The organism is Stenotrophomonas sp. AC248 (genome assembly GCF_979258185.1).
In genome coordinates, this window is sequence record NZ_OZ409840.1 from 4,600,334 (window position 1) to 4,613,395 (window position 13,062).

The 13,062-nt window shown below is 67.3% G+C and carries 13 protein-coding genes; 11 read left to right on the forward strand and 2 right to left on the reverse strand.

Annotated features, from left to right (window positions below):
* Positions 1-26 precede the first annotated feature (26 nt).
* The 9 genes from ACZ0AE_RS20520 to ACZ0AE_RS20560 all read left to right on the forward strand — a co-directional run bounded on the left by ACZ0AE_RS20520 (position 27) and on the right by ACZ0AE_RS20560 (position 9,937).
* Entirely contained in the window at positions 27-1,031 is a 1,005-nt protein-coding gene (locus ACZ0AE_RS20520) for a TRAP transporter substrate-binding protein (RefSeq protein WP_038691466.1), read from the forward strand.
* Between the two features lie 12 nt (positions 1,032-1,043).
* Positions 1,044-1,580, forward strand: coding sequence for a TRAP transporter small permease (locus ACZ0AE_RS20525; RefSeq protein ID WP_463602029.1), 537 nt, complete (start codon positions 1,044-1,046; stop codon positions 1,578-1,580).
* Positions 1,581-1,583: 3 nt separating this feature from the next.
* Positions 1,584-2,867 carry a TRAP transporter large permease gene (locus ACZ0AE_RS20530; RefSeq protein ID WP_038691462.1) on the forward strand — a complete coding sequence of 428 codons (1,284 nt, stop codon included), beginning with the start codon at positions 1,584-1,586 and terminating at the stop codon, positions 2,865-2,867.
* Entirely contained in the window at positions 2,840-3,997 is a 1,158-nt protein-coding gene (pelA, locus tag ACZ0AE_RS20535; RefSeq protein WP_463602030.1) for a pectate lyase, read from the forward strand. The genes ACZ0AE_RS20530 and pelA overlap by 28 nt, the downstream gene beginning before the upstream one ends.
* Positions 3,998-4,034: 37 nt before the next feature.
* Positions 4,035-5,615 (forward strand): family 43 glycosylhydrolase, encoded by a 1,581-nt coding sequence (locus ACZ0AE_RS20540; RefSeq protein WP_463602031.1) that lies wholly within the window; start codon positions 4,035-4,037, stop codon positions 5,613-5,615.
* A 43-nt stretch (positions 5,616-5,658) separates the two neighbouring features.
* A complete protein-coding gene (locus ACZ0AE_RS20545; RefSeq protein ID WP_051599021.1) occupies positions 5,659-6,717 on the forward strand; it encodes a LacI family DNA-binding transcriptional regulator in 1,059 nt (352 codons plus the stop codon).
* Between the two features lie 219 nt (positions 6,718-6,936).
* Positions 6,937-7,785, forward strand: coding sequence for a 5-dehydro-4-deoxy-D-glucuronate isomerase (kduI, locus tag ACZ0AE_RS20550; protein WP_141059009.1), 849 nt, complete (start codon positions 6,937-6,939; stop codon positions 7,783-7,785).
* 66 nt (positions 7,786-7,851) lie between these two features.
* A complete protein-coding gene (gene kduD, locus ACZ0AE_RS20555; protein ID WP_038691455.1) occupies positions 7,852-8,607 on the forward strand; it encodes a 2-dehydro-3-deoxy-D-gluconate 5-dehydrogenase KduD in 756 nt (251 codons plus the stop codon).
* 226 nt (positions 8,608-8,833) lie between these two features.
* Entirely contained in the window at positions 8,834-9,937 is a 1,104-nt protein-coding gene (locus tag ACZ0AE_RS20560) for a GDSL-type esterase/lipase family protein (RefSeq protein ID WP_463602032.1), read from the forward strand.
* A gap of 30 nt (positions 9,938-9,967) precedes the next feature.
* On the opposite strand, the gene ACZ0AE_RS20565 is transcribed toward ACZ0AE_RS20560, so the two are convergent.
* On the reverse strand, positions 9,968-10,627 hold the full coding sequence (locus ACZ0AE_RS20565; protein WP_463602033.1) for a DMP19 family protein: 660 nt from the start codon (positions 10,625-10,627) through the stop codon (positions 9,968-9,970).
* A 150-nt stretch (positions 10,628-10,777) separates the two neighbouring features.
* A complete protein-coding gene (gene phhA / locus ACZ0AE_RS20570) occupies positions 10,778-11,674 on the reverse strand; it encodes a phenylalanine 4-monooxygenase (RefSeq protein WP_463602121.1) in 897 nt (298 codons plus the stop codon).
* Between the two features lie 127 nt (positions 11,675-11,801).
* On the opposite strand from phhA, the gene ACZ0AE_RS20575 reads away from it, so the two are divergent.
* Together ACZ0AE_RS20575 and ACZ0AE_RS20580 are read left to right on the forward strand one after the other, a co-directional pair.
* Positions 11,802-12,284: an Lrp/AsnC family transcriptional regulator gene (locus ACZ0AE_RS20575; RefSeq protein WP_038691453.1), complete on the forward strand. Its 483-nt coding sequence runs from the start codon at positions 11,802-11,804 to the stop codon at positions 12,282-12,284.
* A 529-nt stretch (positions 12,285-12,813) separates the two neighbouring features.
* Positions 12,814-13,062 (forward strand): hypothetical protein (locus tag ACZ0AE_RS20580; protein WP_463602034.1); only part of this gene is annotated, 249 nt, incomplete at its 3' end.

Consider the following 13,062-nt stretch of genomic DNA (forward strand, 5'->3'; position numbering starts at 1 on the left):
TGGACAGTCCGCTTGGGAGGGCGCAGATGTTCACTCGCAGAAATTTCCTTGGCACCGGTCTGGGCGCGCTTGCCGTGCCTGCGCTGGCGGCCTGTTCGCGGTCAACGGGCAGCGCGCCGGCCGGTGCGCAGTTGCTGACCGCCACCGACGTCCACGTGGCCGACTACCCCACCGTCACCGCGGTGAAGTGGATCGGCCAGCAGCTGGAACACAAGACCGGCGGCCGCCTGAAGCTGCGCCAGTACCACTCCGGCCAGCTTGGCCGTGAGTCCGAGGCGATCGACATGGCCCGCTTCGGCGCCATCGACATCACCCGGGTCTACTCCGGTGCACTCAACAACGCCTTTCCGCTGACCCAGGCGCTGTGCCTGCCCTACGTGTTCGAGTCGGTGGCGCACATGCGCCGCGCGCTGGACGGTGGCGTGGCCGACGCAGTGCTGAAGGGCTTCGAGACCCGCGACCTGGTCGGCCTGGCCATCTACGATTCCGGCGCGCGCTGCTTCTACAACACCAAGCACCCCATCGTGGAGCCCAAGGACCTGCACGGCCTGAAGCTGCGCGTGGCGTCGTCGGACATCTTCATCCAGCTGATGCGCCTGCTGGGTGCCAACCCCACCCCGATGTCGCTGGGCGACACTTTCTCGGGCATGGAAACGCACATGATCGACGGTGCGGAAAACAACATGCGCAGCTTCCATTCCAGCCGTCATTTCGAGGCCGCGCATTACTGGTCGCAGAGCGACCATTCCTACGCGCCGGACGTGCTGCTGATGTCGCGCCAGAGCCTGGAGGCGCTCACCCCGGCCGACCGCGCGCTGGTGATCGAGACCGCGCGTGAATCGGTCACGGTGATGCGACAGCAGTGGGATGCCTCGGAGAACACCGCCCGCCAGGCCGTGGCCGACTTCGGCATCACGTTCAACGCCGTCGACATGCCGGCCTTCCGCAAGGCCGCCGATCCGCTGCTGCAGCAGTACCTGCAGCAGCCGGCGCTGGCCGCGCTTACCCGTCGCATCCGCGACTTCGCCTGAGGCCCCGACGCGATGTCCGACCCGACTTCCGAACCCCCCGTCATCGTCAGCGCGCCGCAGCGCGTGCTCAACGTCATCGCCGACGTCGCCATCCACATCGCCGTCATCGCCCTGCTCGGGCTGGTGGTGGTGCAGGGCTGGCAGGTGTTCGCACGCTACGTCATCAACGACTCGCCCAGCTGGACCGAGCCGGTCACGCTGCTGCTGCTGGCCACCGCGATGAGCCTGGGCGCTGCCACCGGCGTGCATACCCGCCGCCACTTCGGCTTCTTCCTGCTGGCCGCGCACATGGGCCCGGGCCTGCGCCGCGCGGTGGATGTGTTCGCCGCGCTGGTGGTGGCCGTGCTCGGCACCGTGATTGCCTGGTGGGCCGCGGTGCTGCTGCTGGACGGCCTGGACATCAAGGCGGCCGGCGCCAACCTGCCGCAGAGCATCAACTACCTGCCGCTGTGCATTGGCGGCGCACTGATGGCGATCTTCGCCGTGAACCAGATGGTGCAGGCTGTGCTGCCCGTCGACGCCGACACCGTTGCCGAGGGAGACCGCTGAGCCATGGGTATCACGATCCTGTTTACCGTTTTCGCGGTGCTGCTGCTGCTGGGCGTGCCGGTGGCCTATGCGCTGGCCGCTGCCGCCCTGGCCACGCTCTGGTACCTGGACCTGCCCACCTTGGTGCTGGTCCAGCAGATCTCCGCCGGCACCGGCTCGGCCTCGCTGATCGCCATTCCCTTGTTCATCTTCGCCGGTGAAATCATGATGCGCGGCGGCATCTCCGAACGCCTGATCTCGCTGGCGTCCTCGCTGGTGGGGCGCATGCGCGGTGGCCTGGGCCAGGTGTCGATCCTGTCCTCGCTGTTCTTCGGTGGCGTGTCCGGTTCGGCCATCGCCGATGTCTCGGCGGTGGGCGGCACGATGATTCCGCAGATGGTCAAGCGCGGTTACGACCGTGACTTCGCGGTCAACGTCAGCATCACCGCTGCGCTGGTGGCGCTGCTGGTGCCGCCGTCGCACAACCTGATCCTGTTCTCGGCCGCGGCCGGTGGTGGCCTATCGATCGCCGATCTGTTCGCGGCCGGTATCGTGCCGGCGCTGCTGATGACCGTCGTCCTGATGATCACCGGTTATCTCGTGGCACGCCGCCGCGGTTACGGCGTGGAAATCTTCCCGGGCTGGCGCGCGGTGCTGCTGCGGCTGGTGTCGGCGCTGCCGGGCCTGGGCCTGGTGGCGCTGATCTTCATCGGTATCCGCGCGGGCATCTTCACCGCGGTGGAAAGCGCGGCCATCGCCGTGGTCTACGCCCTGCTGGTCACCACCGTGCTGTACCGCCAGCTCAACTGGCGCGAGTTCATGGGCACGGTGACCCATGCGGCGCGCAGCACCGGTGTGATCCTGTTCGTGATCGCCACCGCCGCGGTGTTCGGCTGGCTGCTGGCCTACCTGGAAGTGCCCGCGGCCGCGGTGAACTTCCTGCAGTCCTTCGCGCACAGCCAGTTCATGGTGCTGCTGATGATCGTGGTGATGCTGTTGCTGCTGGGCACCTTCATGGACCTGGCACCGATGATCCTGATCTGCACGCCGATCTTCCTGCCGGTGGCCAAGGCCTACGGCATCGACCCGATCCACTTCGGCCTGGTGCTGGTACTGACCGGTGGCCTGGGCCTGGTGACGCCGCCGGTGGGCTCGGTGCTGTTCATCGGTACCGCGATCGGCAAGATCAGCGTGGGCGAGAGCATGCGCTCGATCTGGCCGTTCTGGTTCGCCGCGTTGGGCGTGCTGTTGATCGTGACCTTCTTCCCGGAAATGTCGCTGTGGCTGCCCGCCCTGCTGCGCGCGTAAACGTGCGGCGGCTCGCGGTCCTGCTGTGGATCGCCCTGCCCTGCGCCGTCATGGCGCAGGGCCAGGACATCCCCCTGCGGGGCTTCCAGGACGGCATCAACCATTGGCAGAGTGGGCACGGCACGGACTACCCGCGCTGGTCCCCCGGTCAGTACCGGCAGATCGCCGACAACCTAGTCGCCCTGCAACGCCATGGCGGCGGTTGGGCGGTCAACCAGGATCCGCAGCGGGTCCTCGACGATGCCGCCAAGACACAGGCGCTGGCCGACCAGGCTACGCCCGGGGGCAGCTTCGACAACCGCAACATCTACACCCAGGTGGCCTACCTCGCCGAGGCCTTCGCGCGCAGCGGTGACGTGCGCTATCGCGATGCCGCCGTACACGGGCTGGACTTCATCCTCGCCGAGCAGATCGACAGCTGTGGTGGCTGGCCGCATTCGGTGCCGTCCCGCACCGCGTACCACGGCCACATCACCTTCGCCGACGACGTCACCAGTGGCGTGCTGGCCACGCTGCGGCGCGTGCTGCGCGAGCCGGTGTTCGGCTTCATCACTACCGAACGGCGTGCCCGCGTGGACGCCGCCGTGACCGCCGGGGATGCCTGCCTGCTGCGCCTGCAGGTGCGCCAGGACGGCGTGCCCACGATCTGGGCCGGGCAGTACGACCGCACCACCCTGCAGCCTGCACAGGGCCGCAAGTTCGAACTGCCCGCACTGGTCACCGACGAGAGCGTGGGCGTGGTCCGTTACCTGATGTCGATCCCGGACCCGTCGCCGGCGGTGGTCACCGCCATCAACGCCGCCATGGCGTGGTTCCAGGCGCACGCAGTAACCGGGTGGCGGTTGGAGACGTTCGAGACGACCCCGGCGCAGTTCCAGTTCCATCGCACCACCGTCGACCGCCGCCTGGTCGCCGACGCCGGCGCGCCGCTGCTGTGGGGGCGCTTCCACGACCTGCAGGACAGTTCGGTGCTGCTGGCCAACCGCGAGGGCGAACGGGTGGCCCGCTTCGAAGAGATTCCGCGCGAGCGCCGCACCGGCTACCACTGGTACGGCACCTGGCCGCAGGCCCTGATCACCACCGACTACCCGCGCTGGCAACAGCGCACCGCCGGGACCGGCGCGCGTTGAGCGCGGCCGGCCCACGCTACGTTCAAGGAGACACACGATGCGTTTGAGGACGACCCTGGCCAGCTTCGCCACCGCCTGCCTGCTGCTGGCGGGCGCCGGCCACGCCGCCGAGCCCGCCACCGCCTGGAAGCGCGGCATCGAGAACCAGCGCCAGGCTGACCTGGGCAACGGCACCTTCCTCAACCCCGTGTTCGCCGGTGACCGGCCGGATCCCTCGGTGCTCAAGGATGGGCAGGACTACTACCTCACCCTGTCCTCGTTCGATGCCTACCCCGGCCTGCCGATCTGGCACTCGCGCGACCTGGTCAACTGGCAGCCGCTGGGCCATGCCATCACCAAGAACGTGGGGGCGATCTGGGCGCCGGACATCGTCAAGCACGGCAGCCGCTACTACATCTATTTCCCGGCCCGCACCGGCGAGACCCGCAGCAACTTCGTGGTCTGGGCCGACAGCATCAAAGGCCCGTGGAGCGAGCCGATCGACATCGGGCTGGGGGCCTACATCGACCCGGGCCACGCGGTGGGCGAAGACGGCAAGCGCTACCTCTTCCTCAGCGGCGGCGACTACGTGCAACTGGCCGACGACGGGCTGAGCGTGGTCGGCACGCCCAAGCATGTGTACGACGGCTGGAAGTACCCGGAAAGCTGGGACGTGGAGGCCTACGCGCAGGAAGGCCCGAAGATCAATTTCCGCGATGGCTGGTACTACATGACCACCGCCGTGGGCGGCACCGCCGGCCCGCCGACCGGGCACATGGTGATCACTGCGCGCTCGCGCTCGATCCACGGCCCGTGGGTGAATGCCCCCAACAACCCGATCATGCGCACCCGGTCGGCCGCCGAGCCGTGGTGGTCGCGCGGCCACGCCACGGTGATCGAAGGCACCGACGGGCGCTGGTGGATGATGTACCACGGCTACGAGAACGGGTATTGGACGCTGGGCCGCCAAGCGCTGCTGGAGCCGATCGAATGGACCGCCGACGGCTGGTTCGTGGCCAAGGGCGGCGACCTCGGGCAGCCGCTGGCCAAGCCCTCGGGAAGCTCGGTGGGCCCGCACGGCATGGCGCTGTCCGACGATTTCCGCGGCACGCGCCTTGGCCCGCAGTGGTCGTTCTTCAACCCGGCCCAGGACGAGTACGCCCGGCTGGACTTCACCGGCAAGGGCCTGGTGCTGCAGGGCAAGGGTGAAACGCCCCGCGACAGCTCGCCGCTGACCGCCATCGCCGGTGACACGGCCTACCAGTTCGAGGTCGAGATGCACGTCGCTCCGGGCGCGGTGGGCGGTGCCCTGCTCTACTACAGCGACCGCCTGTACGTGGGCGTGGGCAGCAACGGCGAGAAGTTCATCATGCACCGCTACGGCGAGGAGCGCCCCACCCGGCTGGCCCCCAGCGCCACCGGGGGCACGCTGTGGCTGCGGGTGACCAACAACCGTCACATCGTCACCATTCACTCCAGCACCGACGGCAAAACCTGGCAGAAGTACCCGGTTCAGATGGAAGTCTCCGGCTACCATCACAATGTGGCGGGCAAGTTCCTGGCCCTGAAGCCGGCCCTGTACGCTGCCGGCCAGGGCAAGGTGGAGTTCCGCAATTTCCGCTACCGCGCCCTCGATTGAGCTGCCCGCTAGAATCCCCTGACTCATCCCCGGTTTGAACGACATGTCATTGCGCAGCAAAACCGATCCGTCGCCGCACGGATTGACCAAAGGCAAGGCCGCCACGATCAACGACATCGCGCGCCTGTCCGGGGTGTCCAAGAAGACCGTCTCGCGCATCATCAACAACTCGCCGCTGGTGCGTAAAGACACCCGCGACAAGGTGGAAGCACTGATGCGCGAGGTCGGCTACACGCCCGACCCGCTGGCGCGTGGGCTGGCCTTCCGGCGCTCGTTCCTGATCGGCATGGTCTACGACAACCCCACCGCGCAGTACATCGTGGACATGCAGTACGGCGCGCTGGACGCGCTGCGCGGCTCCAGTTTCGAACTGGTGGTGCACCCCTGCGACTCGCGCAGCCCCGGCTACATCGATGGCGTGCGCCGCTTCGTGCAGCAGCAGAAGCTGCACGGCGTGATCCTGGTACCGCGTGCGTCGGAAGACCAGGCGCTGGTGGACATGCTCGACGAGATCGGCGTCCGCTTCACCCGCATCGCCTCGCTGCCCCTGGACGACACCTCGCAGATGGTGGTCACCCACGACCGCGACGGCGCCGCCGAAGCGGCCGACTATCTGCTCTCGCTGGGCCACCGCGACATCGCCCTGGTGACCGGCCCGAGCGCCTACCGTTCGGCGCACGAGCGTACCGCCGGCTTCATCGATGCGCTGGCCAAGCGCGGCATCGAGCTGCCCCCGGCGCGCATCGTCGAGGCCGGCTATACCTTCGAATCGGGCGTGGCCGCCGCCGAAAAGCTGCTGCTGGGCAAGCAGCGCCCCACCGCCATCTTCACCGGCAACGATGAAATGGCCGCCGGCATCTACAAGGTCGCCCTGCGCGCGGGCATCAACATTCCGCGCCAGCTGTCGATCATCGGCTACGACGACAGCCCGCTGGCCTCGCGCCTGTGGCCGTCGCTGACCTCGGTGCGCCGCCACACCCGCGACACCGGGCGCACCGCCGCGGCCATGCTGATCCAGCCCGACGGCCAGGCCGCGCTGCAGATCGCCAGCGTGCGCCCGCACCTGATCGTGCGCGACTCCTGCCAACCGCCCGAGGATTGACGCGCGCCGCGATGGCAACGACGCGCGTTCAGGATCAACGCGTCGCCACGCGCCCGTGCAATCGGTTGCCGATCGCACGGCTTTTCTGACATGGACACCACGCCGGGCCCGCCCTGGCCTATCGTGCGCTGCAAAATGACACCGGTTTACCAACTCGCTACACTTTGACCAAATCGCGCCGGGGCCGACCTGCTGCCCCACCCCTGCTCTGGAGACGCCATGTACTGCAAGACCCACTACGCCACCCATCCCGACGCCATCAAGGGCGCCAGCAATGACGACCTGCGCGAGCTGTACCTGCTCGACGGCCTGTTCAACGCCGATGCGGTGACGCTGAAGTACACCCACTACGAGCGCTTCGTGCTCGGCGGTGCGGCCCCGGTCAACGGCCCGCTGTCGCTGCCCAAGCAGACCGAGCCGGCCTCGGCCGCCGGCCATCCGTTCCTGGAGCGTCGCGAGCTGGGCATCATCAACGTCGGCGCCGGCAGCGGCACCGTCACCGTGGACGGCACCGTGTTCCAGCTCGGCCCGAAGGACGGCCTGTACGTGGCCATGGGCAGCGTGGACGTGGTGTTCGCCTCCGATGATGCCGCCACCCCGGCGCAGTTCTACCTGGCCTCCACGCCGGCGCATGCGCGCTTTGAAACCAAGCAGCTGTCGATCAAGGACGCCGTGGCGCTGGATCGCGGCGCGCTGGAAACCAGCAACGAGCGCACCATCTACCAGTACATCGTGCCGGCCACCTGCCAGTCCTCGCAGCTGCTGCTGGGCCTGACCGTGCTCAAGCCGGGGAGCGTCTGGAACACCATGCCGCCGCACCTGCACGACCGCCGCAGCGAAGTCTATTTCTACTTCGACCTGGGCCAGAACGACCGCGTGTACCACTTCATGGGCGAGCCCGAAGCGCAGCGCCACATCGTCATCCAGAACAACGAAGCGGTGGTGTCCCCGCCGTGGTCGATCCACATGGGCGCCGGCACCAGCAACTACGCCTTCATCTGGGCGATGGGCGGCGAAAACCTGGATTACACCGACATGCACGTGCTGGACATCTGCCAGCTCAAGTGACCCCCGCACGCCGCCCGCACCGCGCGGGCGGCGTCTGTGCCGCATTGGAAAAGGACCGCATACGCAATGGCTAATCCGTTCAGTCTGGAAGGCAAGGTCGCCCTGGTCACCGGTGGCAACACCGGCCTGGGGCAGGGCATCGCCGTGGCACTGGCGCAGGCCGGTGCCGACGTCGCCGTAGCCGGCATCCAGCCGCCCACCGAGACCATCGCCGCCATCACTTCGCTGGGCCGTCGCTGCCTGGCCATCGAAGCCAACCTGATCAGCATCGAGCCGGTCGAGCGGGTCATCCGCGAAACCATCGAAGGCCTCGGTGGCCTGGACATCCTGGTCAACAACGCCGGTCTGATCCGCCGCGCCGACGCGGTGGACTTCAGCGAGCAGGACTGGGACGACGTGATGAACGTCAACATCAAGTCCGCGTTCTTCATCTCGCAGGCGGCCGGCCGGCATTTCATCGCCCAGGGCCGCGGCAAGATCATCAACATCGCCTCGATGCTGTCCTTCCAGGGCGGCATCCGCGTGCCGTCGTACACGGCCAGCAAGAGCGGCATCGCCGGCATCACCCGGTTGCTGGCCAACGAGTGGGCCAGCAAGGGCATCAACGTCAACGCGATCGCCCCGGGCTACATGGCCACCGACAACACCGCGGCGCTGCGTGCCGACGAGGACCGCAACAAGTCCATCCTCGACCGCATTCCGGCCGCACGCTGGGGCACCCCGGAAGACCTGGGCGGCACGGCCGTGTTCCTGGCGTCCAGCGCATCGGACTACGTCAACGGCGCGGTCCTGCCGGTCGATGGCGGCTGGCTCGCTCGGTAAGCGACACCACCGAACGATGCGCCCACGCGGGCAGACGATGGGCGCCCTTGGGCGCCCATCTGTCATTCAGGCACCCCATCTGCCCGGTAGTGCCGGCCGCTGGCCGGCAGCTCTCAGGCACCCCATCTGCCCGGTAGTCCCGGCCGCTGGCCGGCAGCTCTCAGGCACCCCATCCGCCCGGTAGTGCCGGCCGCTGGCCGGCAGCTCTCCACCCAGGAGCACGACCATGCTGCGTTTGCTGTTGTCGCTGTCGTTCCTGCTCGCCGCCCCCAGCGCGCTGTGCGCCCCACACCGCATCTTCATTGCCGGGGATTCCACCGCCGCCGCGTACGGCCCGGAGCGCGCGCCACAGGCCGGCTGGGGCCAGGCCTTGCAGAGCTATCTTGATCCCACCGTGTGGGAGGTCCGCAACCACGCCAAGGGCGGCCGCAGCACGCGCAGCTTCATCGACGAGAAACGCCTGGACGCCATCGCCGCCGAGCTCCAACGCGGCGATGTGCTGCTGATCCAGTTCGGCCACAACGACGCCAAGTTCGAAGACCCCACGCGCTACACCGAGCCCGGCAGTGCGTATCCGCACTACCTCATGCGCTACGTGCAGCTGGCTCGCGACAAAGGCGCCACGCCGGTGCTGATCAGCCCGGTGGCGCGACTGTTGTACGACTTCGGCTCACTGCTGGACACCCACGCGCTGTACACCCAGGCCATGAAGCAGCTGGCCACCCGCGAGCAGGTGGCGCTGATCGACCTCAACGACAGCTCCACGCGCTGGATCCGCGCGTTGGGCGAGCAGGGCGCGCGGCCGTACTTCCTGTTCGTGCCCGAACAGAACAAGGCCGATGGCACGCATTTCAGCACCGCCGGTGCAAACGCCGTGGCGTGCCTGGTCGTGCGCGACTGGGTTGCGCTGCAGCCCACGCTGAAACCCACGCTGAAACGCGATATCGATTGCGACGTGCGCAGTGCGGGGCAGGGCGCGGATGCATCCAAACCCTCGCGCGTGGTGCATGAGCGCGACATCGCGATCACCCAGCCCGGCCCCCATGGCGGCGCCGGCCCCACCACCGCCTACCCGTTCTTCGCCAACGACACCGACCTGCCGTTCGTGCTGCGCAAGCGCGTGCTGCACAAAGGCGCCGGCATCGGCCTGCACCCGCAGCACAAGGACGAGATCTACTACATCGTCAGCGGGCGTGGCAGCTATGTGCTGGACGGCAAACAACACGACGTGGCGGCCGGCGACGCGCTGCTGACCCGCACCGGCAGCCTGCATGCGCTGCAGCAGGTGGGCGACGATGATCTGGTGGTGCTGCTGGCCTATCCTCGTTAGGTACCGACCGTTGGTCGGCACCGGGCGTACTCACTGCTGCGGGCCGGCATCCGGTTCCGGCCCGAAATGCAGCACGCCGAGCCTAGCCAGGTCCTCGGGGCGTGCGTAGTACGCCTCTTCAAACTGCTCCAGCGCGTCCTGCTCCGCAGGCGTCATCGCCTCGTACAGATCGCTCAACTCGGTCACCGCCGGATCATCCTCAAAACGATCCAGCAGCCCGCGCATGCCGGCCAGCGCCGCATGCGTCTGGTCCGCACCGATGGCACGCAGCCCCTGCAGGGCCAGCTGACAGGTGGGGTCGCCCCAGTTGCACAGGAACTGCATGAAGCCGCCGTTATTGATGTCCGCTTCCATCCGCCACAAGGCCACCAGCAGCTGGTCCTGCGCTGACAGCGCGTCCAGTCTCCAGTCCAGAGCATGCAGCCGCTGCATGGCATGGTCGTAGCGCGCATCCCACAGCAGGTCCAGCACGTAGACCATGCCGGTGGCCGACGCCGGCGACAGCGCCGGCCAGTTCGCGCCGAGGCCGTCGTCGGTCAACACCCACTGCGCACGCTGCTTCGCCGACGCCTTCTCCAGCCGCGGGTTGCGCGTGAGGAACTCAGCCACCTGCGTGCCGTTGGCCAGCTGCAGGTGTACGTGGGTGGCATCGAAGTGGATGGATTGGATGCGGAACGCAGACAGAGGCATGGCGTTGGACAGCGGCACGGGCAGGGCCAAGACCTTAACAGAGCTCAATCCATCCCCAGGTAGAGCCGACCGTTGGTCGGCTGCTCCCCATCCATGCCGCCCGCTGCAATGGCGCGCGAACGGCAGCCGACCAACGGTCGGCTCTACCGATCAGACATCGCCGCCGTCTTCCCAGCCTTCGCCGGTGCCCTTCTGGAACACCGTGTCGCCGTCCTGCACGTCACCGGCGGGCAGATGGTCCTTGGCCTCCAGCGACGCATAGATCGGCGTGAAGTCCGGTGCGGTCGCCTCCATCAACTGCTCGAAGCTGTCGATGACGAAGTAGGTCTTCTGGAACGTGTCGATGCGGTAGCGGGTACGCATGATCCGCTCCAGGTCGAAGCCGATGCGGTTGGGCGCGGCCGATTCCAGCGAGTACAGCGATTCGCCCTTGGACGATACAATGCCGGCGCCGTAGATGCGCAGGCCTTCGTCGGTGTTGATCAGCCCGAACTCCACCGTGTACCAGTACAGGCGAGTGAGGTGCTGCAGCGCCTCGGGGCCGATCGCATGCGCCTTCACGCCACCGCGGCCGTAAGCGGCCATGTAGTCGGCGAAAACCGGGTTCATCAGCAGCGGCACATGCCCGAACAGGTCATGGAACATGTCCGGTTCGGCGATGTAGTCGATCTGGTCGGGGCGGCGGATCCACCAGGTCACCGGAAAGCGGCGGTTGGCCAGGTGGTCGAAGAAATCCAGTTCCGGCAGCAGCCCTTCCACCCCCACCAGCGTCCAGCCGGTGGCGGCGCCCAGCACCTCGTTTAGCTGGTCGAAGCGCGGAATCATGTGCGCGCTCATGCCCATCTCGTCCTGCGCGTGCAGGAACTCCTTGCTGGCGCGGCCTTCCAGCAGCGCACGCTGGCGCTGGTACAGCGTGCTCCAGGTGGCGTGGTCGTCGGCGGTGTAGGTGTCCCAGGGCTGTTCCACGATCGCGGTGGTATACACCGGCACGTAACCCTTGTCGGTCTGCTGGTGTTCGACGCGGCGCGGGGCGGTGGCGGTTTCCATCGTGGTGGTCTCCTGGGAAGTCATCTGACGATGCTAGGGCAGGGGGCGCGCAAGAGGTTTGCAAAGTTGCGCGGATATGCCCAACTGGCGCAATATCATTGCGTCCACCTCATGTTGCGGAGCAGCAATGGCCGGAGAACCCCAGTTCGACCGCACGGATCTGCGCCTGTTGGCTGAAATCCAGCAGCACGGCCGTGCCACCAACGCCGAACTGGCCGCCCGGGTGAACCTCTCCCCGTCGGCCTGCCTGCGCCGCGTGCAGCGCCTGGAGAACGAGGGCGTGATCGCCGGCTACGGCGCGCGGCTGGAACCCCGGCGCATCGGCCTGGGCCTGCAGGCGTTCGTCCGCGTGCAGCTGGAAAAGCACGACCAGCACGCCATCGGCGTGTTCGCCGACAGCGTGGTGGAGTGGGACGAAGTGGTCGCCTGCCACGCCCTCACCGGCGACATGGACTACCTGCTGCACATCTACGTGCGCGACCTGGAGCACTTCTCCAGTTTCCTGCTGGACAAACTGCTCAACGCCGCCGGCGTGGCCGACGTCAATTCCAGCTTCGTGCTGCGCACGGTGAAGGATTTCCGCGCGCTGCCGTTGTCGCAGCTGGAATAACGCGGATCGCAAACGCGATCACGTGCTGGAACCCACCGTTGCTCGCCCACACGACCATTCCAACACGGTAGAGCCGACCGTTGGTCGGCTGCGCGACCACACCAAAGCGGTAGAGTCGACCGTTGGTCGACTGAGCACTGCGTCGCAATGCTCAACATTGAAATGCGTTTGATCCTGCTCCGATAAAAAGGCGTTCTGCCGTTGCGTGCGCTGTATTCGCGGCCTAGCCCTTTCTCCTGCTGACGCAATTGCCTCTGTAACCCCCAGCGCCGCGCGACGCACCATGCGCGCGTGCGTTAGGGAGATGACGGATGGACAAGGGTGCCGGAGCGCCACGCCACGGGGCAGTGGGAAACGGATCACAACATACGCCAGCGGATTCATGGTTGAATCCGTACTTGGATGAACGTGGCGGAGCCACGGCGGACCATTCCGCCGGCGGTGCCACGCGCAAGACGGACCCCAGCATTACACCGGCCACTGAGCCGTTGAATGCGAAGGCTGTCGGCGAATCAACAGGGATGTGAACATGGACAGTTCAATGACGGCCGCCTTGGTGGCGGCGCTGCGGGCAGGTGACGCCCGCCGGTTCCTGCGCCTGCACACGGCGCTGGGCTCTGGCGTATTGGTAGCCGAAACATTTGATGGCCTCGAGCAGATCGATGGCGCGGGGTTTCAATGGTCCATCACCGCGCTCTCGCTGGAGGCCGGGCTCCCACTGGATGAGCTGATCGGCCAACCGGCGCTGTTGCAGCTGGAGTCGGCCAATAACAACCTG

What these genes read in the sequence shown, in the direction of transcription:
- ACZ0AE_RS20520 (WP_038691466.1), top strand. Translation starts at nt 27, where the DNA reads ATGTTCACTCGCAGAAATTTCCTTGGCACCGGTCTGGGCGCGCTTGCC.
- ACZ0AE_RS20525 (WP_463602029.1), top strand. Translation starts at nt 1,044, where the DNA reads ATGTCCGACCCGACTTCCGAACCCCCCGTCATCGTCAGCGCGCCGCAG.
- ACZ0AE_RS20530 (WP_038691462.1), top strand. Translation starts at nt 1,584, where the DNA reads ATGGGTATCACGATCCTGTTTACCGTTTTCGCGGTGCTGCTGCTGCTG.
- ACZ0AE_RS20540 (WP_463602031.1), top strand. Translation starts at nt 4,035, where the DNA reads ATGCGTTTGAGGACGACCCTGGCCAGCTTCGCCACCGCCTGCCTGCTG.
- ACZ0AE_RS20545 (WP_051599021.1), top strand. Translation starts at nt 5,659, where the DNA reads ATGTCATTGCGCAGCAAAACCGATCCGTCGCCGCACGGATTGACCAAA.
- kduI (WP_141059009.1), top strand. Translation starts at nt 6,937, where the DNA reads ATGTACTGCAAGACCCACTACGCCACCCATCCCGACGCCATCAAGGGC.
- kduD (WP_038691455.1), top strand. Translation starts at nt 7,852, where the DNA reads ATGGCTAATCCGTTCAGTCTGGAAGGCAAGGTCGCCCTGGTCACCGGT.
- ACZ0AE_RS20560 (WP_463602032.1), top strand. Translation starts at nt 8,834, where the DNA reads ATGCTGCGTTTGCTGTTGTCGCTGTCGTTCCTGCTCGCCGCCCCCAGC.
- ACZ0AE_RS20565 (WP_463602033.1), bottom strand. Translation starts at nt 10,627, where the DNA reads ATGCCTCTGTCTGCGTTCCGCATCCAATCCATCCACTTCGATGCCACC.
- phhA (WP_463602121.1), bottom strand. Translation starts at nt 11,674, where the DNA reads ATGGAAACCGCCACCGCCCCGCGCCGCGTCGAACACCAGCAGACCGAC.
- ACZ0AE_RS20575 (WP_038691453.1), top strand. Translation starts at nt 11,802, where the DNA reads ATGGCCGGAGAACCCCAGTTCGACCGCACGGATCTGCGCCTGTTGGCT.